The organism is Paenibacillus sp. FSL M7-0802 (assembly GCF_038004945.1).
Lineage (GTDB): Bacteria > Bacillota > Bacilli > Paenibacillales > Paenibacillaceae > Paenibacillus > Paenibacillus polymyxa_B.
Genome location: NZ_JBBOSD010000001.1, coordinates 1820224 through 1842288, shown reverse-complemented (window position 1 = coordinate 1842288; position 22065 = coordinate 1820224). Strand labels below are relative to the sequence as shown.

17 protein-coding genes and 2 pseudogenes are annotated in these 22065 nt (G+C 42.8%); 13 read left to right on the top strand and 6 right to left on the bottom strand.

Translation table 11 applies throughout. From position 1 onward, the window contains the following. Window positions 1-60: 60 nt before the first annotated feature. From rlmD to MHB54_RS08685, 5 genes and pseudogenes are all read left to right on the top strand, one after another. The gene (gene rlmD, locus MHB54_RS08705; RefSeq protein ID WP_340981553.1) at window positions 61-1848 is read left to right on the top strand and encodes a 23S rRNA (uracil(1939)-C(5))-methyltransferase RlmD; all 1788 of its coding nucleotides are present in this window, start codon (window positions 61-63) and stop codon (window positions 1846-1848) included. A gap of 19 nt (window positions 1849-1867) precedes the next feature. After that, a pseudogene (locus MHB54_RS08700) lies at window positions 1868-2158 on the top strand (N-6 DNA methylase); the annotation flags it as partial. A gap of 360 nt (window positions 2159-2518) precedes the next feature. Then, window positions 2519-3508 carry a tRNA dihydrouridine synthase gene (locus MHB54_RS08695; RefSeq protein WP_340981551.1) on the top strand — a complete coding sequence of 330 codons (990 nt, stop codon included), beginning with the start codon at window positions 2519-2521 and terminating at the stop codon, window positions 3506-3508. Between the two features lie 54 nt (window positions 3509-3562). Then, entirely contained in the window at window positions 3563-4132 is a 570-nt protein-coding gene (locus tag MHB54_RS08690) for an SF0329 family protein (protein WP_340981550.1), read from the top strand. Window positions 4133-4583: 451 nt separating this feature from the next. After that, a complete protein-coding gene (locus MHB54_RS08685; protein ID WP_340981549.1) occupies window positions 4584-5162 on the top strand; it encodes a hypothetical protein in 579 nt (192 codons plus the stop codon). 3 nt (window positions 5163-5165) lie between these two features. Here MHB54_RS08685 and MHB54_RS08680 read toward each other — a convergent pair. Beyond that, a pseudogene (locus MHB54_RS08680) lies at window positions 5166-5368 on the bottom strand (IS3 family transposase); the annotation flags it as partial. Window positions 5369-5567: 199 nt separating this feature from the next. Here MHB54_RS08680 and MHB54_RS08675 point away from each other — a divergent pair. From MHB54_RS08675 to MHB54_RS08665, 3 genes are all read left to right on the top strand, one after another. Beyond that, window positions 5568-7796, top strand: coding sequence for an MrcB family domain-containing protein (locus MHB54_RS08675; protein WP_340981547.1), 2229 nt, complete (start codon window positions 5568-5570; stop codon window positions 7794-7796). Further along, on the top strand, window positions 7768-10179 hold the full coding sequence (locus MHB54_RS08670; RefSeq protein WP_340981545.1) for a restriction endonuclease-like protein: 2412 nt from the start codon (window positions 7768-7770) through the stop codon (window positions 10177-10179). Before MHB54_RS08675 ends, MHB54_RS08670 begins: the two co-directional genes overlap by 29 nt. Window positions 10180-10291: 112 nt before the next feature. Then, on the top strand, window positions 10292-11374 hold the full coding sequence (locus MHB54_RS08665; protein ID WP_081376881.1) for an endonuclease NucS domain-containing protein: 1083 nt from the start codon (window positions 10292-10294) through the stop codon (window positions 11372-11374). Window positions 11375-11517: 143 nt separating this feature from the next. Here MHB54_RS08665 and MHB54_RS08660 read toward each other — a convergent pair whose 3' ends face one another. After that, complete coding sequence (locus MHB54_RS08660) at window positions 11518-12459, bottom strand: AraC family transcriptional regulator (RefSeq protein ID WP_023987100.1); 942 nt, start codon at window positions 12457-12459, stop codon at window positions 11518-11520. A 316-nt stretch (window positions 12460-12775) separates the two neighbouring features. Here MHB54_RS08660 and MHB54_RS08655 point away from each other — a divergent pair, with 316 nt between their 5' ends. The 3 genes from MHB54_RS08655 to MHB54_RS08645 all read left to right on the top strand — a co-directional run bounded on the left by MHB54_RS08655 (window position 12776) and on the right by MHB54_RS08645 (window position 16513). Then, window positions 12776-13795, top strand: a complete 1020-nt coding sequence (locus MHB54_RS08655) for a glycoside hydrolase family 88/105 protein (protein ID WP_076265197.1) — start codon at window positions 12776-12778, stop codon at window positions 13793-13795. Between the two features lie 12 nt (window positions 13796-13807). Then, complete coding sequence (gene gnpA, locus MHB54_RS08650) at window positions 13808-15982, top strand: 1,3-beta-galactosyl-N-acetylhexosamine phosphorylase (RefSeq protein ID WP_076265198.1); 2175 nt, start codon at window positions 13808-13810, stop codon at window positions 15980-15982. Window positions 15983-16141: 159 nt separating this feature from the next. Continuing rightward, entirely contained in the window at window positions 16142-16513 is a 372-nt protein-coding gene (locus tag MHB54_RS08645; protein ID WP_226887842.1) for a hypothetical protein, read from the top strand. A 132-nt stretch (window positions 16514-16645) separates the two neighbouring features. Here the strand turns inward: MHB54_RS08645 and MHB54_RS08640 are convergent, their stop codons facing one another. After that, window positions 16646-17584 (bottom strand): helix-turn-helix transcriptional regulator, encoded by a 939-nt coding sequence (locus MHB54_RS08640; protein ID WP_076265199.1) that lies wholly within the window; start codon window positions 17582-17584, stop codon window positions 16646-16648. Between the two features lie 112 nt (window positions 17585-17696). Here MHB54_RS08640 and MHB54_RS08635 point away from each other — a divergent pair, with 112 nt between their 5' ends. Further along, the gene (locus MHB54_RS08635; RefSeq protein ID WP_071559269.1) at window positions 17697-18143 is read left to right on the top strand and encodes a VOC family protein; all 447 of its coding nucleotides are present in this window, start codon (window positions 17697-17699) and stop codon (window positions 18141-18143) included. 119 nt (window positions 18144-18262) lie between these two features. Next, window positions 18263-19741 carry a protein adenylyltransferase SelO gene (locus MHB54_RS08630; RefSeq protein ID WP_340981542.1) on the top strand — a complete coding sequence of 493 codons (1479 nt, stop codon included), beginning with the start codon at window positions 18263-18265 and terminating at the stop codon, window positions 19739-19741. A gap of 104 nt (window positions 19742-19845) precedes the next feature. Here MHB54_RS08630 and MHB54_RS08625 read toward each other — a convergent pair whose 3' ends face one another. The 3 genes from MHB54_RS08625 to MHB54_RS08615 are packed head-to-tail and all read right to left on the bottom strand — an operon-like array spanning window position 19846 to window position 22057. Next, a complete protein-coding gene (locus tag MHB54_RS08625; protein ID WP_013308879.1) occupies window positions 19846-20262 on the bottom strand; it encodes a DUF4280 domain-containing protein in 417 nt (138 codons plus the stop codon). Between the two features lie 5 nt (window positions 20263-20267). Beyond that, entirely contained in the window at window positions 20268-20798 is a 531-nt protein-coding gene (locus MHB54_RS08620) for a hypothetical protein (RefSeq protein ID WP_028542019.1), read from the bottom strand. Beyond that, window positions 20795-22057 carry a pentapeptide repeat-containing protein gene (locus MHB54_RS08615; protein ID WP_028542020.1) on the bottom strand — a complete coding sequence of 421 codons (1263 nt, stop codon included), beginning with the start codon at window positions 22055-22057 and terminating at the stop codon, window positions 20795-20797. Before MHB54_RS08615 ends, MHB54_RS08620 begins: the two co-directional genes overlap by 4 nt. Between the last annotated feature and the right edge of the window lie 8 nt (window positions 22058-22065).

Here is a 22065-nt window from a genome sequence, read left to right as displayed (position 1 = left end):
TTAGATGACGTTAGTATTGTATATACCGTATGAAAAGAAGATCAGAAAGAAGTGACAATCATGACGAATAACCGTAGCGGACGTGGAAAAAGCCGCCGGAATGCAGCGACAGCAACTCCTGTTCAAGGAAATCAGCACAAAAAGACTATGAAGGCGACAAGAGAGAGAGAACCGGAACAGTCTCGGGTTAGAGCTGGAAATGGGCTGCTTCAAGCCGAAATCAAACATAAAAATGGAAATATGAATGAAGTGGCTCAGAAGAAAAGGGAAAATGGACGAGATACTCGTCGTTCTTCCAACGGTGGACGAAGTCAGGATGCTTCCAAACGTATCCGATCCAGTGTAGAGCGTACCGATCTGCCTGTGCAAAAGAATGATGAGGCCGTGATAGACATCATCGGCATGAACCACGATGGCGAGGGTGTAGGGCGTGTCGAGGGTTTTACGTTGTTCGTTCCAGGTGCGTTACCGGGTGAAAAGGTACGGGTAAAGGTGCTGAAAACGAAAAAACAGTATGGCTATGCCAAGCTGCTGGATATTGTACAGGCTAGCCCTGACCGAATTGCAGCTCCGTGTGCCATCTACGATCAATGTGGTGGCTGTCAGCTCCAGCATATGAGCTACGAAGCGCAACTGGGCTGGAAGCGGCAGCATGTGGTGGATGTGCTGGAGCGTATTGGGAAGCTGAGTGTGGCTACTGAGCATACTGCACAGGTTTTGGCTACTTCTGCAGATACAGATGGTGAGGCCGATACAGTCACGACTTCTGATTCGGCCATGAATGCGGATGGAAATGCTGATAGCATGTCGCGTGTACATGGCGTAGTCGTGCATCCTACACTCGGTATGAGTGAGCCTTGGCGATACCGCAACAAAGCCCAGGTGCCGATTGGTGTCACCGAAGGCGGGCTTGTCGGCGGCTTCTACGCACGCGGCAGCCATCGAATTGTGGATATGAACACCTGTCTCATTCAGGACGAGCGTAATGACGAAGTTGTCGCACGTGTGAAAGAGATTGGCCGAATGCTGGGCATCAGTGCATATAATGAAGAAACCGGACGCGGGCTGCTGCGTCATGTCGTTGTAAAGACCGCTTTTCGCACGGGTGAAATGATGCTGGTGCTCGTGACGAATGGGCGAGATATTCCGCACGCAGATGCGTGGATCGGCAGTATTCGTGAGCATATCCCACACGTGGCAAGCATATGCCAGAACGTGAACACGAAGCGAACGAACGTTATTTTTGGCGACGAGACTCGTGTACTGTGGGGGCGTGACGTGATCTACGACTACATTGGAAACGTCCAGTTTGCGATTTCCGCGAGATCCTTTTATCAGGTGAATCCCGTACAAACAGAAGTGCTGTATAGCAAAACCGTCGAATATGCCGAGCTCACGGGCAAAGAAACGGTAATTGATGCGTATTGCGGCATTGGCACGATTTCTTTGTTCCTCGCTCAGCATGCGGATCAGGTGTATGGGGTGGAGATCGTCAAAGAAGCCATCGACGATGCACGGAGCAATGCGCTGTTGAACGAAATGCGCAATGTGAAATTTGAGGTAGGCGCGTCCGAGGACGTCATTCCTGCATGGAAAGAGCAAGGCATCACCGCCGACGTTATCGTCGTTGATCCGCCCCGTAAGGGCTGTGATCCACGCCTACTCGACACCATTCTGGAAATGAAGCCAGAGCGCGTGGTGTATGTATCCTGTAACCCAAGCACACTGGCGCGGGATTTAAGGATATTGGAGGATGGCGGGTATAGTACTGTGGAAGTACAGCCTGTGGATATGTTTCCGCATACGGTGCATGTGGAGTGCTGTTCACTATTGGTCAGGAAAGACTAATAGTTGAGGTGTATTGGCGTTTGAAAAAGGTAAGAATCAAAACAAACTTACTGATAAAAACATCAATAAGATTATCGAAACGTACAGAAATCGTGTAGATGTTGATAAATATGCTCACGTGGCATCACTTGAAGAAATCAAAGAAAACGAGTTTAACTAAAATATTCCTCGCTACGTGGATACGTTTGAAGAAGAGCAAGTCATTGACCTTACCGAAGTGAGTAAGCTTTTAGAGCAGGATAAACAAGAAATCGCTGAACTTGAAGCCAAAATCAATGAACAGTTGAAAATTTTGGGTATTCATGTGTAGAAATTGACGAAAAGGGTCAAGGATATTATTCCTCGGCTCTTTTTTTAAGCCATTCGCATGGGAACGACGTAGGCTGGGGGAAGTTATGCCGTGCAGTATTTCTATGAACTGCGGCGCAGTACGTTATAGAAGATGGCAAGGAGGGGCGGCGCTCTTCCTTTTTTTGCGAGTCTTTTGGGGAGTATGCTCCTCTATTGGGTATGATATACTCATTTAGATGTCTATGCTTAACATATACTGCCGTTTGAACTACGTTGCTTAAACGTGTTATATGTGAAGAAGAAGCAAGGACATGAACAGGTTAGCTTTACCAATTTGGGACCAAAGATTTGTCCTGGTGTTTATAGAGGAGTTTTTGATATGACGAATAATTTTTGGCGTGATTTGCCACGACCTTTTTTTATACTGGCACCGATGGAAGATGTGACGGATGTTGTGTTTCGCCATGTCGTAAGTGAAGCAGCCAGACCGGATGTGTTTTTTACGGAGTTTGCGAATACAGAGAGTTATTGTCACCCGGAGGGGAACAAAAGTGTACGCGGGCGTTTGACTTTTACAGTGGATGAACAGCCCATGGTGGCCCATATCTGGGGAGATAAGCCGGAATATTTCCGTGAAATGAGCATCGGTATGGCGAAAGAAGGCTTCAAAGGCATCGATATTAATATGGGTTGTCCTGTAGCGAATGTAGCCGAGAATGGGAAGGGAAGCGGCCTAATCTGCCGTCCCGAAATCGCAGCGGATATCATTCAGGCCACCAAAGCCGGGGGACTGCCCGTCAGTGTAAAAACAAGGCTCGGTTTCACTACCGTAGACGAATGGCGCGACTGGTTGACCCATATTTTGAAACAAGACATTGTGAATTTGTCCATTCATCTACGGACAAGAGAGGAAATGAGCAAAGTAGACGCTCACTGGGAACTGATTCCGGAGATTAAGAAACTTCGTGATGAGGTGGCACCAGATACACTGCTGACTATTAACGGAGATATTCCGGACCGTCAGACCGGCTTGAAGCTCGCTGAGCAATATGGAGTGGATGGCATTATGATTGGGCGTGGTATTTTCCAGAATCCATTTGCGTTTGAGAAGGAGCCGAAGGAACACAGCAGTGAGGAATTGCTTGAATTGCTGCGGCTTCATCTAGATCTCCATGATCATTATTCAGCGCAGGAGCCACGTTCGTTCAGCCCTCTCGCCCGCTTCTTCAAAATATATGTCCGTGGATTCCGAGGGGCAAGTGAACTCAGAAACAGCTTAATGAACGCCAAATCAACAAGTGAAGTGCGTACATTGCTTGATGAGTTTGGAAGCAAGGATCATGATGAGGTAGAGGAACGTGGAAATTAAATTGCCAAGTTGAGGGGCGGGCTGTTAGTAGGCATTGAAAACATAGGAGGATATATGTCCTGGAGTAAATTGAAGCAACAACTGGAGAGCTTCCGCTGTCCTGCGTTAGACGGAAGGGTCGAATACCGAGCTACCAGTTACCGTTATTTGCCTGATAAGTCTGGAATTTGTTATATAACTGTAGATAAGAAGAACATACTCAATATGAATGATATCACTAGTCCAATCAAATGGTATCAGACGGAGTTGGAAATCAAGAATGATCCAAATATCCAAGTTCCTATCAGCAATGAAGACATTGAAGCGATCAGAAAAGATACCAAAGGGACCGTTCCAGAGGACCGTCTACAAGTAATTGCAAGAGGTAGAAAAATATCAGAACATGCAAAGGAGCTTTTGTCAGTACAGGCCTCATTAAGCAAGTCTAATTTTAATGTTGTAGCTAATAAGTTTTTAACTACTTCTATAGAGGAAAGCTTAGAGAGTAATGATATCTTATTGAATATTCTAGCTTTAGTGGACAGACGAGTTGGAAAAAAGCGAATATTAAACATGACCGAGAAGATGAAGTTAAAGCATCCCATTGTGCAGTGTTTTTATGAACTACGGCGTAGTACGTTATGAAAAAATTAACTTTCATTGAAAAGTATTCTTTAGCCAAACCGGATTCTCCCTGAAAATAAAGGTAGTATGATAAGAGGTTACCGTAACATTGGACAATAATGGTTATTTCTAAACTAATAATTGAATTGAAAACGATTAAAAACTCTTCATTATCCTTTAGGCAGTATGTTAAGTTGTTTTTAGAAAATTATATACAAATTAAAAAGGAAGGGAAATATAAAGAACACAACGGAAACGATAACCAGATGAATGAATTATTAAGTTTATTCTTACCTTATTATTAAATACCAAGATAATCATTAATAATAATTGAGAAGATACCAAGGATTCCTTAGAAGGAGTCCTTTTTAAATTTCATCAAAGTTAATGATTTTCAATCGCTTAAAATGATATTATTTACGCATAGGCTAATAATCCTATCAATTTTAATGTAGTGTGAGGGAGAAAACAAATGAATGCAAATTTCGGAGAAGAATTGGTGTATTGGTATCTTAGATTAAATGGCTTCTTTCTTATTAATAATTTTGTTTTACATCAAAATAGTGAGGGAAGGACATCCGACGCAGATTTGTTAGCTGTTCGATTACCATATGTATATGAAGAAACAGGCGGTAGGTTAGAGGATTGGGATCCGTTGTTACTTTCTAACTTCGAGCCTGGGAAAACAATAGGGATTATTTGCGAAGTAAAAACAGGTCTCAACTTTAACACCAATAAAATTTTTCAAGATTATAATGTGAATAAGTCTGTCCAAAGAATTGGATTTACGAGTAACGAGTTAGATTACCAAGAAATTTTTTATAACTCTATGGTTAGTTTTGGAGATTATCAGATAGCCAAGCTGCTAGTAACAAGAAAACTTGATAATCCCAAAAGTGATTGCTTACATATCAAAATGGTTCACATTAGAAGTTTCCTACGGGAAAGGATGCATAAATATATGGACCGGAAGTTGGGAGACCGTATGTTTTTTTCTTCTTCATTACTTCAATATTTAATATGGGATGAAAGTTTAAAAATGAATCGGTGAGATTCAAAAAGTGGTTCCTCTGATATAGAGTGTACAAAAGACAACGTTTATTTGCGTCAAATAGCCCAAAGTTCCATGAATGCGATGCTTATTGAACCAGTTGACGTAATCGTATAATTCCAAATCTAAATGACGAAGGCTCTGAAAGCTCATCTGGTTCAAAACTCCGTTTTAATGATCTTATAGGTGGCATCAGCCACGGCGTTTGGGGTTGCAGTAACTTCCCAAGATGCTGAATACGAAAGATGTTTCAAAGGATATGCATAAAAGGAACGGTCTTGCTTTTTAGTTGCTTCTTTAATCTGGAATTTAAAGTTTTCCCTATCATGCCGATAAAGAAAGGATAAAGTTACTTTTTCACGAATTATGTCTAATATAGCCAATGCACATTCTTGGAGGAATACCATGTTACCTAACGAACTTTCAAACATTTTCCGAAGTAAACAAAAGTCCTATAAGATGGTTCTTGTTTTATCCCTCATCGACGAGTATGAAGTGAACCACCACAATCTAATATTTCCGCTCAACAAAGTTGCTGAGCGGTTTTTGGCTTATTACCGACATCGTAGCAGTATAGGAAATCCAGTGGATGCCCCACCGCAGAGAGAAACTTCAAGCTGGAATGATTATACGTTAGCCCAGACGAGGACACTGCTTAAAACACCTATAGATGCGCTATCTTCAATATTTGAATTTAACAACGATCAACAAACTATTACCTTTAAGTCATCCATTATGGATCAGCTGAATGACAAAGTAATTCAGGAATTAAAAGAATATGCGCTAAATGAGTTAGACAGCTACAATAATCAACTGACATCTAACGAGATAGGAGCCGCCTTTTCACTGCAAAATACTCTAACTGAAATTTTAAATAGTTACCTACACGCCAAAACACAAACTTTTGCTAATCATCCCTTAGGTGTGCTGTTTCGACAAACTATACCGGAACAACTAAGGAAGCTGCCCTTTATTGATGATAACTATAAAATCCAAGGCTCTATTGGTCAGGGCAACTGGGCTAACATACCCTGGATTGCTATCATGGATAAGCGAATTACAGGAACAACACAGCAAGGCCAGTATATCGTTTATTTATTTTCAGAGGAAATGAGGAATGTTTATCTAACTTTAGCCCAAGGGGTGACCCTTCCTATCAAGGAATGGGGCAGGAAAGAGGCCTACCAATATTTCGAGCAAAAGGTCACCGAAATGCGAGATCAGCTTCCGCTTGAAAGCATGCAAAAGGATGATAACATCCACCTGACAACAAGCGGTTTAGGACGGGATTATCAAGTATCCACGGTGGCTTATATGCGTTATGATCAGGGCTCTATTCCGAATGATGAGCAATTATTGGCTGATTTAGAAAATGTAATGAATAACTATAAGCTTTACGTGGACAGCCTGACACAAGAGCCAGTAGAAGAGAATGAGCCTACTTTCGAATATGAGGAGCTAGGGCCATTGGATCCATTAACGGTATCGCCGCGACTTGAGCAAATCAAAGCCTTTATCGAGCAAAGAGGATTTCATTACCCGACGGGGCTAATTGAGAACCTGTATTTATCTCTGAAGACTAAACCATTCGTCATTCTAGCTGGAGTATCGGGTACAGGCAAAACGAAGCTTGTTAAGCTATTCGCTGAGGCACTTGGTGCGATTGGAAGTAACCATCAATTCACGTTGATTCCAGTAAGGCCGGATTGGAGTGATCCATCCGATCTTTTGGGCTACAAAGATTTATCAGGAGCTTTTCGTCCGGGCCGTTTAGCGGAAGTGTTGGTGGATGCTTCACAGCCAGAAAACCAACATAAGCCTTATTTTATATGTCTGGATGAGATGAATTTGGCTAGGGTGGAGTATTATTTTAATGATTTGCTGAGTATCATCGAAACCCAAGAATGGAATAACAATCGAATTGTGACTTCACCGTTAATTAACCAAGATTCCTTAAGGTCAGAGGATCAGTCGATCTATGGGGATCTATATTTGCCAGATAACGTGTATTTGATTGGAACAGTCAATATGGATGAGACTACGCATCCTTTTAGCAAAAAGGTGTTAGATCGTGCCAATACGATTGAATTTAACTACATCAATTTACAGCAGTATCCAAACGATCATCGGGCAGAGCAACAAGAAGTGATAGTGGCCGAAAATCAATTTTTACGCAGCGAGTATTTACAGTTAGTGGACGTGTACAGGGATTATAGTGATTTGGTACATAAAACGACAGAGAAGCTCGTGAAGATCAACCATATCCTAGAAGAGATTCATGCCCAGGTCGGATTTCGGATTAGGGACTCCATTTGTTTTTATATGGTATATAATCAACGGTTTCAATTACTTACTGAGGATGAGGCGTTTGATTTGCAGCTTCTTCAGAAAATACTTCCGCGTGTCCAGGGTAGTAGCTTATCTGTGAAACGGGTGTTACTGCAATTGATGCAAGGAGCGCTAGGGAAGTCTTTAGTAGTAAATGATCTTATTGAAGATGCTTCAGGCCTCTACCAGAAATGGAGCTCCAGTCAAGGAGAAGAAGATGCGAGGCATCCTCAAACTGGTAGAAAAATTGCCTTCATGTTACGGAGGTTGGAGGAAGATGGATTTACCTCATATTGGCTCTCTTAGTCAGAGCGTTGAGCTTATTCGTGTCGAGACGAATCTGTTTAATTTATATATTCAAGGCAAGCCGTTTCATCCGACCGTGGAGTTTTTGCAGCTTCACCACACCGAGGAAGGGAAGTGGGTGGATACCTCACTGCAGGTGTCTACTCTGTCCACGGTTCTATCTATTGAAAAGGTATCTGTATTTACTCCTCAATTAGGCGAATTGTCACCATGGCAAACAGGTGACCCAAGCTACCCGATCTTTTTCGAGACGCAGTCTTATGAGCTAATTATTGAGAAAAAGCAGGATATAGCGTTAACCTTTCACCATGAGAATGTAAACTTACGTCAAGCGATTAAGCCCCTCGGTAAAACGATTTTATCCGGTATTCTGAACTTTCAAAATGAAGTCGGACTATCCGTTTTGGAGCTAAGATGGAATGGGCAGCCGATTTGTCAGCTTCAGCTCGAGATATTTCCAGCAAAGATGGATTACAAAAATGATTACCAAATGATCCTGAAAGATGTGAACCAGCAGATTTATAATCTATCCTTTGACTTTTTACGAAAAACCTACAATCTGACGGGTCTAAAAGAGACACGTAATCAAAGTCTAACTGAGTTTTTTACCATCCTTCAGCATGTGTTCGACCAGCTTGTTCAAGCTGTGGAGCGGATTAAGGCTTCTCCGCATACTAAGCTAGTGAAAGAGGAGCGAATTGTAGAAGCTGCCCGAGCGAAGAAGGTGGGCAAAGAGAACGTTCCTTTTATAACTAAACGTCCCCATCTGTTAGTGTCGGATGAGCGGCTTGGCTTTGTACCGTTAAACAACCAAGGCTATTACCCAAGTCATGTATTGGAGACGAAACGGCAAATTAGCTACAACACGATGGAGAATCGCTTTGTACGTTGGATGCTGCTCCGTATTTCGAGCAAGTTGAAGGATATAAAAGCACGATTGATGAAAAAGGGTCGCTTACAAGATCCCTTGCTAGCGAAGCGGTTGGAATTTATGCAAACACAAATAAAGCGTCTATTGAACCTGGATTTTCTAAAGGTTGGCGAAATGAAGCAATTGTCGATCTCTTTGGTGTTACAAATGGCACCGGGGTATCGGGAAGTGTACCGGAATTATTTGATGCTTATGAAGGGCTTGTCCATTCAAAATGACCTCTTCCGTATTTCCATGAAGGACTTAGCACAGCTATATGAATATTGGTGTTTTCTTAAAATCCATGATCTTCTTAGCCGGAAGTATGAGCTTCTCACCCAAGATATGATTAAGGTTGATCGCAGGGGCTTGTTTGTAACCCTGGATAGAACACAGAAGGCCAAGATGGTATATCGAAACCCGGCCAATGGGGAGGTATTCACCCTTTACTACAACACATTACCTAAAGGCGATCATAGCGAAACACTGGGGCAACAGCCGGACAATGTTCTTACACTGAAGAAAAATGAAGCTGCGGTGGAATATAAGTATATTTTTGATGCCAAATATCGCTTGAATCCAGGGTATGAGGGAACGTCGTATTTCAGAAATTACAGGATGCCTGGTCCCGAGGAAGATGACATCAACACGATGCATCGCTATCGGGATGCTATAGTGTACACCGATGTACATAGCCGGGATTTGGAACGAAGCATGTTCGGTGCTTATGTGTTGTTCCCATATCATGATGAGGAGCGGTTTCAAGAACATAAATTTTACAAAAGTATTGAGTTAATTAATGTTGGGGCATTTCCATTTTTACCGAACTCAACAAAGCTGATGGAAGCTTTCTTGGATGAGATTATCATGGATAGTCCTGAGAAAGCCTATGAGCGTTCTACCCGGCCGCGGGGGACGAAGAGTTATTATCAGAACAAAATGAGCGGCAAAAATATTATGGTTGGTTCGTTGCGGGAAAAGGCGCAGTTAGATTTAGCATTAAAGTACGAGTTTTACCATATACCATTGGAGAATATCTCTGATCACAAATTATTAACACAGATAAAATATGTTGCTCTTTATCAGTCACGAAGTCAGTTTTTATCCACAGGCGAAACCGGGATTCATTGGTATGGGAAAGTGGTTGACTGGAAGGTAATGCAGCGTAAAGAAATCACCGAACGTCCTTACAGGCGAGGTACGAAAGATAAGCTATATGTGAAATTTACGGTGGAGAAATGGATGAAGAGGGACAAGCCGATTGTATCTGGAGGGAGAGGGATTTATACGGTGTTGTACACGTCTAAATATATGTTTGACCGTGCAGTGGAGATTGCTGAACTCAAATTGGAAACAGAAGAGGACCTGGTGCAGTGGCGCGAGCAGAGACGTTTAGGTACAGTTAAAGTGGATTTGAATCATGAGCAGGTAGACTTGGCTAGTAAGGTGTTGGGGGTCCGGCTTAAGGAGTGAGGAAGCATTAATTCTTTCTATCCATATGCTGAGAAAAAGAAAAACATGGATTACTAGGATGTAGGATGTTTTAAGAATTATCTTTAGACTAGCAAACAAGGAGAGAACTGGAATGCCGATCGAACTAGGAATTTGGAAGATTAATGGAGATGTCGAGAAAATTCACTTTTCTAGTATGGAGACCGAACGTAAGCTCGAAGATGTTATCACACATGATATTAGCATCATTGATCCTTCGTTATTGTTAATTGGGAGACAGATCAATACAGCCTTTGGTAAATTCATTGATATCCTTGCAATGAACTCGGAAGGGAATCTAGTCATTATCGAATTAAAACGTAATAAAACGCCACGAGAAGTAGTTGCACAGACACTGGATTATGCCTCGTGGGTTCAACAGTTGAATTATACGGATATCATTGAGATCTATAGTGAGAGAAATCCGGGAAAGCAATTGGAACAAGATTTTGTAGACTATTTTCAAACCGACTTACCTGAAACTTTGAACGAACTCCATCAATTGATTATCGTGTCAGCAGAACTGGATCCAGCAACAGAACGAATCATTAACTACTTAACGAACTTCGGTGTCCCGATTAATGCACTCTTTTTTCATTATTTTAAAGACGGAGATAATGAATATCTGGCCAGAAACTGGCTCATTGATCCCAACAAAGTTGAGGTTAAAACATCTAATGTGACGACGAATAAAACAGGAAAGGCTCCATGGAACGGGAAAGATTTTTATATCTCTTTGGGAGACGGTGATTATCGGAACTGGGAGGATTGCAGACGATACGGTTTTATTTCGGCTGGCCAAGGAAAATGGTACAGCAGATCGCTGAATCTTCTGAAGCCAGGTGCTAGGATTTTTGCATGTATTCCTAAGGTGGGGTATGTTGGTGTCGGAATCGTGCAAGAGGAAGTAGTACCCATCAAGGAGTTTCAAGTGATGGTAAATGGAGTAAATATACCACTGCTTGATGCTGATATACATGTAAGAATGGATACAGATGTCGATGACCCCGATTTATGCGAATACGTTGTACGAGTGGAATGGGTCAAGACTGTTTCTAAACAGGAGGCGATCTGGGAGAAAGGGATGTTTGCGAATCAGAATTCTGCCTGTAAATTGAGAAACCAGTTTACGATTGAACGCCTTACGGAGCATTTTCGACTGGAGGAAGAGAACTGATAATAAATATGTCTCTTTCATTAAAAATGAAATTGATTGGTTATCATTATTCAAGGGTCTTTCCTGGTTGCCGCAATGTCCTACGTCACCCACTATGATATTTGGCGGGAAGTGGACGATCTGCTGGATTCAGTTTGGCAAAATTAAACCCATCCCGTAAACTCCAGTATAGACGCTTTCGCGGATTGCGCTTCGGATTGCGCCCCTTTACGCCATTCTTTGGGCGGCTTTCCCATAAGCCTGGAGAAGCAACGGTTGAAGCTGGAAATGGAGTGAAAACCGACTTGTTCAGAGATCGAAAGAATAGAATCCTCCGTGCTTTTTAACTGCTTGCAGGCCTCTTCGATTCGAGTGCTGTTTAGGAAATCGAGAGGCGACGTCCCCATAATTTCATGGAATTTTCTTCGAAAATGAGTTGTACTTAAATGGCACAGGTCGGCCAAAAAATCCATGGTAATGGGGTTCATATAGTTTTTCGTGATGTACTCCAGAACCGGAGAAATGACAAAATCGCTTTTCAGACTATGCTCTGTTTCTTGATCTGCCAACAGTTCATTCCTGGAATGAATTCTAAGGAGTTCTATGTAAAGGGATAGCAATAAGCCGTAGGCACTTTCCTGATAGTAAGGATTCTGCTGTTTTAATTCCTCTACGATTGAAGTCGCAAGTGTATAAACCTTGGGATGTTGCTCCTTATTCAATATACAGTTCATTCCCTTCACCACCCACAAATTCGGCTCGAAGTTGCTGTAAGCACTTTTAAATGAATGTTGAAAGAGGTCCTCTGGCGAAAAAAAGATATAAGACCAAAGACTGGCTGTATTTGGCGAACTATACGTGGTATGAGGAAGATACCTGGGGATGAAGGTCACATCGCCAGCTTTGAAGGGTACAGATTCTCCTTTGATCTCCATGATGCCGCTATCCGAATAGCATATACCAATCTCCAAATGGTTATGGAAATGGAGATGTTCACTTTTAATATCGGAAATCTTCCAACGCTCACCGCTTAATAGCAAGACAGGGAAATTTATGGGCAAGCTGTAGTGTCGGTATTCTATAACGGGCTTCTTTTTTCTGGGCATATTCTATACCCCCATGACTTTGATTTTAACCAGCAAATATACATCAGGATTTTGCAAAATTCGATTCCAATCGCTCCAAGGTGCAATATATAGACGAACTAGACCATTTCGATCTATATACTGTTTATTGGAAGTCGCTTATTGGATTTTTGCAAAATCATCACATAAATGATTGGAATTGCACAGTTTTGTTGCGAATATGCTTAGATGGAGACTATTTTACTGCGTACAATGGAATAAGTAAAGCGCTTTCAAAACGGTGACGAACAGCTCTCAAGCGCCTTTGGGGGCGTGTGCGAAAGAGAGGAGAACATAGATGCTTCAATTAACTTATGACAAGGAAGAGATGTTAATAGTTATCGACAAAGTCGTCAGAAAAACAATGGCGATGGATTTGACGTGGGACTGGCCTTGCGGTGTGGCTTATTATGGGGTATCCAGAGCCTATACAAAAACTGGAAATAAAGAGTATTTGAATATGCTTGTGCAATGGGCAGATGAATATATCGAGCTGGGGCTGCCGCATTGGACGGTAAACACATGTGCTATGGGTCATATGCTGATCACATTGTATGAAGAAACAGGGGACCAGAAATATTGGGATATTGTGATGAGCAAGGTGGATTATATTCGGAACCATGCTCTCAGGTTCAGAGACAATGTTCTGCAGCATACGGTATCCGTTGCTAATGATTTTCCAGAACAGGCATGGGCGGACACATTGTTTATGGCGGCATTTTTTCTGCTCCGTGTAGGAACCAAATTAAAGGATGAGGAAATGATCCAGGACGCCTTAAACCAATATTACTGGCATATCAAATACCTGCAAGACCCTAGTAGCGGTTTCTGGTACCATGGCTACAATAATGTCAAGCAGGATCACATGTCCGGATTTTTCTGGGGGAGAGCGAATGCTTGGGGAGCCTATACCATGTCGCAAGTTAAAATTCATTTGAAGGACTGGTATTTATATCCGCAGTGCATGGACGTGGAGTGTTCGCTTCGGGATCAACTGGCGGCACTAAAGGGTGTTCAAACGGAGAACGGCCTATGGCGGACGGTACTGGATGACGAGGAGTCCTACGAGGAGGTGTCTGCATCTTGCGGAATCGCGGCAGCCATGATCAATAACGGCAATCCGCTGCATACCAAATACGTGCAAAAGGCATTGGACGGCATCTTGAACCATATTAGCGAGGACGGACGGGTACTAGGTGTGTCGGGCGGCACAGCGGTTATGAAAGATCGGGATGGGTATCGCAATATTCCAAAAGACTGGATTCAGGGCTGGGGACAAGGCTTGGCGTTGGCTTTTCTATCCGATATGTTGAATTAGGAGGGATCGAAGTTGTCTAAACAAACAACGGGGGCCTTTACACTACCGGGAGAATCTGGTTATGAGGCGCTGACCCTAAAATTAGCTGAACGGTGGGGTGCCGATGTCATTCGTGATAGTGACGGCACGCAATTGTCCGACGAGATTATTAACGCTGGGTACGGCATATATTCGACAATCTGTATCATCAGAGATCATAACGAGTGGGCGTCCCACAATCTTGACAAGCTGCAGCAGTGTTTTTTAATTACAAATCCGAAGGTAGCTGTACAAGATTATATATCCATCTATCTGATGGAGGATTTTTTTGCTGAACAATTCAGAGTTAATGATTCCAAAGAGGCGTTTAACTATTGGCAGGTTTTTGACAGAACGACTGGGGAGGAAGTTCCAAGAGAACAGTGGAATTATGAAAGGGAATCTGGAAATGTGGTGATTACCGGAATTGTTCCTTGGCATAAATACACCGTAAGCTTCATGGCCTACCGGATCTGGGAAGAGATTTCCATGTACAATCACACAACGAATCATTGGGACAAAGAGCATTTGATGCAGATAGATCCTATCTATGTAGAAACGCAAAAGTATCTGCTGGATTGGATGGAGGATTGGTGTCTCCAGCATAAGGAAACCACGGTTGTTCGGTTTACCTCCTTATTTTATAATTTCGCCTGGATTTGGGGCAGCAATGAGCGCAATCGCCATCTGTTCTCTGACTGGGGATCATACGATTTTACGGTAAGCTCAAGAGCGCTTGATCTGTTTGCCAAGACATACGGGTATTCGATGACTGCCGAGGATTTTGTGAATGGCGGAAAATACCGCGTCAGTCATATCCCGGCTGAGAAGCGCAAGCTGGATTGGATGGCATTTATCAATGATTTTGTGATTGAATTTGGCAAGAAATTAATTGACATTGTGCATAGGCACGACAAGCTGGCCTATGTTTTCTATGATGACAGTTGGGTTGGCATGGAGCCTTACAATGACCGTTTTCAAGAGTTTGGATTTGACGGGTTGATTAAATGTGTGTTCTCAGGTTACGAGGCGAGACTTTGCTCAGGTGTAAAAGTGAATACGCATGAGATTCGGCTGCATCCATACTTATTTCCGGTTGGTTTAGGCGGACTTCCTACCTTTATGGAAGGGGGGAACCCCACGCTGGATGCCAAAAAGTATTGGATTAATATTCGGCGCGCCTTGCTGCGGGAGCCTATTGACCGGATTGGACTGGGCGGATATTTGCACCTTGTAGAGCCTTACCCGGATTTTTGCGATTACATCGAAAAGATTGCCAATGAATTCAGAGAAATTAAGGAACTGCACCATGAAGGCAAGCCCTATCACATGAAGACGAAGGTAGCTATTCTGCATAGCTGGGGAAAATTGAGATCGTGGACATTGTCCGGACATTTCCATGAAACGTATATGCATGATTTGGTTCATGTCAATGAGGCTTTATCCGGATTGCCGATTGAAGTGAAATTCATTGATTTTGAAGATATCCGTCAGGGAATTCTACAGGATTGTGATGTAGTGATCAATGCCGGCTCTGCTGGTTCAGCATGGAGTGGTGGGGAGTACTGGAATGACAACAAGTGTGTGGACTTACTGACCCAATGGGTTTATGAGGGTGGTACCTTTATTGGCATCAACCAGCCTTCTGCGATTGAAGGCCACGACAGCTTTTTCAGAATGGCACATGTTCTCGGTCTGGATGAGGATACAGGCTCCAGAGTAGGTCATGGAAGATGGGTATACAAGGTTAGGGATGAGCATGGTTTGGTGCCTGAAGGAGCCAGTATAACGCCAAAGAATAGCATTTATCTTACCGATGGGTCAGCGGCGGTAGTTGAGGAAACGAGTGGTATGATAACACTGTCTACACATGCCTTCGGTAAAGGAAAGGGGATCTACCTTCCTTCTTTCGAATTCAGCTGGGAAAACACAAGGTTGCTGCTGAATTTGATTCGCTTTGCAGGCAATGAGTTACATGAAACGAAGTACATTACAGATAACCTATATACAGAGTGTGCTTATTATCCAGAAAGTAAAATGTTGGTTGTTATTAACAATAGCGATCAACTTCAAAGAACGACGATTGATACGGAATATGGCAAACAAACCATGGAATTAGATCCGTATGACACCATGATCACCCATATCGGCTTAACAAAATCGGTATAGGAACGGAAAATATGAGAAGTAGCGGTATCAAGCCCTCCTTTATTTTAAGGAAGGGCTTTTTGTTTCAGCACCTCCAGAAAATCAAGCCAATTTACCGGGGATTTTGTCCATTCAAAAGTATCTACTCCATCATTAACTATAAGTAAAACAATTAAGGAGATGATTTCTTTGAGAAAGGCAACCTTAATGAAAATTAAAAAAACAGAAGCAAAGTTGGGAAAAAAACTGAAAAAAAATAGTCACGTGATTATGAATCTTAAAAAAGCCATTCGTGTAACTCAACTTGGAGATGGGTTCGCACGATTCACTTTCGCACCGATCACTATTTCTCCTAATAGCTTTAGAAGCACTACGATTAACGGTAACGCCTACAATCTGATTAGCGGTGCATGGACTTTCTCTGGAAATGAACAAGGGTTTCTTCTCAATAATTATTCCGCGGCCGAAGACAGATGGGTATTTACTGCATGGAATCCAACTGGATTCACAAGAACGGTATCCTATGCTGTTATCGCCAAACGGAAGCCATGATTCAAATGTCATAGCTAGTAAAGAAAAGGAGCTTGCAGGTTCCTTTTCTTTACTAGAATGTAAATGAAATAGACCAAAGATCTCCTAAAGGGTGTGAAGTTTTCTGGATTCTGCCTTAAAAGCCTTTTTACCTTATAATTTTTGATAGTGATGTAAGAGATTCTTTACTTTATCTTGGATCATTTGTCTTAAAGATTCAGGCTTCACTGATCGTACATAATGACCATATCTCATCAAATAATGAGCTATAAACTCCTCTTCTCCAGGATTATAAAATCCCTTAATGACTGTCTTATCACCATTTTCTATTTTCATAGAAGGATAATGTTCTTTATAAAAAATATCCTTGGCTTGTTCTACAATCTCTACTTCAAAGTCAATGCTCTTCTCAGCTTGATACATTTCTAATGAACGACTAAGAAGTTCATCTATAGAAAAGCGAGAATTGCTCTCCTCTTCTTCTATAAAGGTTATTCGATCACATCTGAAAACTCTATATTTATTCGTATGTAACTCTATTCCAGTAGCATACCATTGACCAAACTTAGCGGAAATTTTGAAAAATTGAATATAGTAACTTTTTTTCTGATTATTTTTTACATATTTAACTTTACAGGTACTCTCATTAAGAATACTTGTTAGAATTTTATCTAAATAACGACTAACATGATTATGCTGATATATTTCAAATTGTAGAACCATTTTCATTTTATGAATCTGGTTTATTTGTATTTTAGAAAGACAGTGTTCAAACTTTTCATTGAGTTGATTAACACTTAAGTGAAAGGGGGTGGATTGATAAGCTTCTAACGTCAACATTGCAAAGTACAGAGCATATACCTCATCCATTGTAAAAATAATGGGGGATAACAATCTATTTTTTAAGATACCATATCGTCCATGTCTGCCATGTTCCGAAAAAATAGGCATACCTAATTGTTCTAATGAATTAATATCACGTAGAGCTGTACTTTTTGAAATATGGTATTTATCCATTAGGTCATTTAAATTAAAAAACTCTCGACTGTTTAAGTATCTGATCATGTCATTTAATCTTTCCGATTTCTTCATCTAAATCTCCTTATAAAGGTGTCATGTTTTGATACCTTTTTATATGATAATAAGTTCAAGGAAATATATCAAATTCATAAGATATCTACACATATAAAAGGAGATTGATACCATGAGTACAACACTGGAAGTAGCTATTTTCTTATCCATGAACGGAAAGGCAAAAGAAGCTATACATTTTTACAAAAAACACTTCAACGCAAAGGAATTGTTTCTTGTTACCTATCAAGACATGGCCCAACGTGACAGCTCCATACAGCTTACTGATGAAAATAAAAATTATATTTCTCATTCTGTCTTAGCAATCGGAAAAACAAAAGTAATGATAGCAGAAGATACAATGAATCCCAGTGAAGAATATACAGTAGGGAATAATACTTCATTATGTATTCAAAGTGCTGACCTAGAAGAAATTAAACGTTTTTATGATAGCTTAATTACAGATGATCGAGTGAAAATTATTGTGCCTTTATCTAATAATGTGTTTAGCCAAGCCTACGGTATTATTGAAGACCCGTTCGGTATTCAAATACAATTAATGTTTGATAATCGATTATAATAAAAAAGCATGTTAAAAGCTGAAAGGCACAATAGCATGGTGAAAAGTGGATAATAAATGGGCAGAAGTAAAAACTAAAATGGGAAAACCTAAGATACCGCAGCAGAAAAGGAGCCATTATGACGGAGAAAAAAGAAATAGCAGATCAAATAGGGTGGAACTTCGACAACCGTTACTCGCGTTTGCCGGAATCATTGTTTACAAAGCTCAACCTAACTCCTGTCCGCTCACCAAAGCTGATCATTCTTAATCATCCGTTGGCAGGATCACTGGGGTTGAACGGCACGGCGCTGCAAGGGAATGATGGTGTAGCGGAGCTGGCCGGCAACCAGGTTCCTGAAGGGGCTACGCCTCTTGCTCAAGCTTACGCAGGGCATCAATTCGGGCATTTTAACATGTTAGGAGACGGACGTGCTCTGCTGCTTGGCGAACAGATCACTCCCTTGGGTGAACGGGTTGATATTCAGCTCAAGGGCTCAGGCAGAACGCCATACTCCCGTGGTGGTGACGGTCGTGCGGCACTTGGGCCGATGCTTCGCGAATACATCATCAGTGAGGCGATGCATGCGCTAGGTATTGCTACCACCCGCAGCTTGGCGGTGGTATCCACGGGTGAGTCGATCATCCGGGAAACCGAGCAGCCCGGAGCCATTCTGACCCGTGTGGCTGGCAGTCATCTTCGCGTCGGCACCTTTCAATACGTCTCAGCATGGGGCACGTCCCAAGATCTCCGTGCTCTGGCTGATTATACATTGGAAAGACACTACCCGGAAGTTGCCAATGACGAAAACCGTTACCTTTCACTTCTTCAGGAAGTGATTAAGCGTCAGGCCGAGCTGATTGCCAAATGGCAGCTGGTTGGTTTTATTCATGGGGTGATGAACACCGACAATATGACCCTTAGCGGAGAAACCATTGATTATGGACCTTGCGCCTTCATGGATACCTATGATCCTGAGACGGTGTTCAGTTCCATCGACAGGCAGGGACGCTATGCTTATGCCAATCAGCCGCATATTGCTGCGTGGAATCTCGCGAGATTTGCTGAGACGCTCTTGCCACTGCTGCATGACAACAGGGAGCAGGCTGTCACACTGGCTGAGGATGCAATTTCAGATTTTGTAAAAATGTTTCACCATCATTGGCTTGCAGGAATGCGGGCGAAGCTAGGGATCTTTAACGAAGAGCAGGAGGATGAATCTCTTATTGAGGAGCTTCTGAGTATCATGCAGAAGCATCGTGCCGACTACACCAATACCTTCCGTGCCCTAACTTTGAACAAGCTGGAGGATACGGTTCTGTTCAGCACTGCGGAATTCACCCAGTGGCACGAGCAGTGGCAGGCGAGGCTGGGCAGACAGCAGGAATCACAAGCCTCCTCGTATCAGCTGATGCGCAGCAGCAATCCTGCAATCATTCCACGCAACCACCGGGTAGAAGAAGCACTGGAAGCTGCGGTGGAACGAGAAGACTACCGTGTGATGGAGAAGCTTCTTGAAGTTCTTTCGAACCCTTATGCCTACTCTACCGAACAGGAAATTTACTCTACATTGCCTGAGGAATCCACCTGTCCTTACCGAACCTTTTGCGGTACCTGATGTGGAGCGAACTATTTGAAGATAACCTATATTATGCGTTGGTGGAGAAGATAGCCAATCTCTCACCAACGCATTTTGTTTTTATAGTGGTAGGTTGCGACTGATTAATCCAGTTCCTGACCGTCATTTTCGATCTGTATGTGTCCGCAATAAAGACATTGATGCGTACAGTTCTGCGTAAGAGCAGGCTGGCCTTCGATGCGCATGTCGCTTTTTCCGTTCAGCCAAGGCATCGTAAGGACAGGAATACACGGTGCCTTTTTCACCCCATAAATATCGACCATCTCACTGGCTTGCACAGCCGGATTCAGCGGACTGGAGCAATTCCCAAAAGATTTTATGTTCACTCCGGGCACATAATCTCCAATATTCATCTGAGCTTTATTTTTGACATACACCCCATGGCTAAAAGGGCGCTTCAAACGCGTGGGCTGTGTACCGTAACTACAGCTTAAAATCGCACCTGCCACGACATAGCTTTTTTTCGCACCTGTTCCAGGCTGCACACTTGCTTCTTCCATACGGATTATTCCTCCTTTGTGGCCATCTCTACTTTTTGCACACGAACACCTGTAAATGGACGACGCAGCAGACTTTCCGCTACCGCGAGATTGATATAGATACGTGCTTCCAACAAGCCGGCAATCCGAAATATAGAGGATTCGATTTTCCCGTGTTTAAGTACCAATTGCTTCAAGGTGTGGTCGGGATACCACTCGGTTTGTGAGGAAAGACAATCCACCACAGGTGGACGCAGTACCCAGTACACATCCTGCCTGGCTTTCTGAAAATCGGTAAGTATAGCGGCCTTCCATTCCAGCTCCGGCATATATTTTTCCAACAGGGCTTTCATGGAGTCTGAAACCAGTGGCAAAGGGAACTCCAGAAAATCCGGATATACGGTTCGTGGATCTGTATGTACTGCTAGAAACAGGGGAGTATCCTCCGCCTGAAGGGTATGACCCGAAAGGATATCCTCCACCTGCAAGGGAGACAGGGGCGCAGTCTCCACCCGATGCTTTACGCGCTCGTCCACCATGAGTCGGTAATACCTCATGACATCCACTCCCCTTTACTCACTGCATCTGTTATCTGTGTAGCCAGGGGCGCTTCTATAGCAGCAAGGCCAATGGCTTCGCTTAGTTGGTCATCTGTAAAGCTTACCCGGTGTAGTTTTGCTCCTGTAAAATTAGCGTTTACTAAACATGCACCTATAAACGAAGCGTCAGTAACATCGGCTCCTACAAAGCAGGCACCTGTTAGATCCGCGCTGTTAAATAAAGCTCTTTGCAGCGCGGCATCTTGGAAAGTAGCTCCTTGAAGCTGTGCATGTTGAAAACTAGCTCCCTGTAAATTAGCTCTTGTAAAATTCACTCCATCCAATCCTAACGGTTCCCAATCCAGCCAAGCATCCGATCCATATTCGCTATTGCTTATCACTTCGTCCAGTACAGCCTCTTGCAGGGAACAGCCACTGAAATCGGCTCCATGAAGCAGGCTGTGCGAAAGGTCGGTTCCATCTAGCTGAGCTTCTTGCCATACCGTGCCTACGAGGATACAGTGATGCAATTGACTTTGTTGCATCCCGATCTGGCGAAAGACTGTATAGCGAAAATCCAAGGAACTGTAATTTCCATCCGACAGTTGAACTTGAGACAGTGCTTGGTAGCTGTAGGCCGATTCTTCTTTTTCCTCCAGCCAAGACTTTATTATGTTTGCATCCACGGGTCTTCGATCTTCCCGATACACGGAGACACTATGATCCATATACTCTCCGACGCGAATCTCAAAAGCTTCTTCACGATCCAACGCCTCAAACTCTGGTAGGTGGACTGCTTGCTTCATAGCCTGACGAACTAGACTAACGATCATCGTATGAAGATATCCCGCTGCTTCCAACATGATCTGTTCCAATTCAAGTTCGGAAAGGGAGACTTGTTGCTTCAAAGTTTCAGCCCCAAGTTGTTCACGTAATTGAGTCCAATAGAGAAAAATCCAACTTGCATCGTACTCCAACTGAACGGGCTCAGCATCAAGCATCCATAAGGCATCCGTAGCTTCAACAAGATAAACGGGCTTCTGTTCAAGCCATGTGGTGCGCAGCATAGAGTAGGTGATGTAACCGATATGACCTTTACGACCTGTGAGTTGTTTTTGCCGAACCAGCTCACAAAAGGCGCGAAAATGTTCTACTATATGCTGTAATCTTTGTGTTTGTGTTGATTTACATGTCAACGCCCATTCTTTGCGAATGAAAGACCAAGCCTGATGAAGAGCCGTTTGTTGTTGATCTAACACATCTGTTTGCTTTTCCATGTCTAATC

Excerpts from the sequence above, each read along its gene's own strand:
- MHB54_RS08615 (WP_028542020.1), bottom strand. The coding sequence starts at position 22,057 with ATGGAAAAGCAAACAGATGTGTTAGATCAACAACAAACGGCTCTTCAT.
- MHB54_RS08685 (WP_340981549.1), top strand. The coding sequence starts at position 4,584 with ATGAATGCAAATTTCGGAGAAGAATTGGTGTATTGGTATCTTAGATTA.
- MHB54_RS08645 (WP_226887842.1), top strand. The coding sequence starts at position 16,142 with ATGATTTCTTTGAGAAAGGCAACCTTAATGAAAATTAAAAAAACAGAA.
- MHB54_RS08665 (WP_081376881.1), top strand. The coding sequence starts at position 10,292 with ATGCCGATCGAACTAGGAATTTGGAAGATTAATGGAGATGTCGAGAAA.
- MHB54_RS08675 (WP_340981547.1), top strand. The coding sequence starts at position 5,568 with ATGTTACCTAACGAACTTTCAAACATTTTCCGAAGTAAACAAAAGTCC.
- MHB54_RS08695 (WP_340981551.1), top strand. The coding sequence starts at position 2,519 with ATGACGAATAATTTTTGGCGTGATTTGCCACGACCTTTTTTTATACTG.
- MHB54_RS08655 (WP_076265197.1), top strand. The coding sequence starts at position 12,776 with ATGCTTCAATTAACTTATGACAAGGAAGAGATGTTAATAGTTATCGAC.
- MHB54_RS08620 (WP_028542019.1), bottom strand. The coding sequence starts at position 20,798 with ATGAGGTATTACCGACTCATGGTGGACGAGCGCGTAAAGCATCGGGTG.
- MHB54_RS08690 (WP_340981550.1), top strand. The coding sequence starts at position 3,563 with ATGTCCTGGAGTAAATTGAAGCAACAACTGGAGAGCTTCCGCTGTCCT.
- MHB54_RS08630 (WP_340981542.1), top strand. The coding sequence starts at position 18,263 with ATGACGGAGAAAAAAGAAATAGCAGATCAAATAGGGTGGAACTTCGAC.
- MHB54_RS08625 (WP_013308879.1), bottom strand. The coding sequence starts at position 20,262 with ATGGAAGAAGCAAGTGTGCAGCCTGGAACAGGTGCGAAAAAAAGCTAT.
- MHB54_RS08635 (WP_071559269.1), top strand. The coding sequence starts at position 17,697 with ATGAGTACAACACTGGAAGTAGCTATTTTCTTATCCATGAACGGAAAG.
- rlmD (WP_340981553.1), top strand. The coding sequence starts at position 61 with ATGACGAATAACCGTAGCGGACGTGGAAAAAGCCGCCGGAATGCAGCG.
- MHB54_RS08670 (WP_340981545.1), top strand. The coding sequence starts at position 7,768 with ATGGATTTACCTCATATTGGCTCTCTTAGTCAGAGCGTTGAGCTTATT.
- MHB54_RS08660 (WP_023987100.1), bottom strand. The coding sequence starts at position 12,459 with ATGCCCAGAAAAAAGAAGCCCGTTATAGAATACCGACACTACAGCTTG.
- MHB54_RS08640 (WP_076265199.1), bottom strand. The coding sequence starts at position 17,584 with ATGAAGAAATCGGAAAGATTAAATGACATGATCAGATACTTAAACAGT.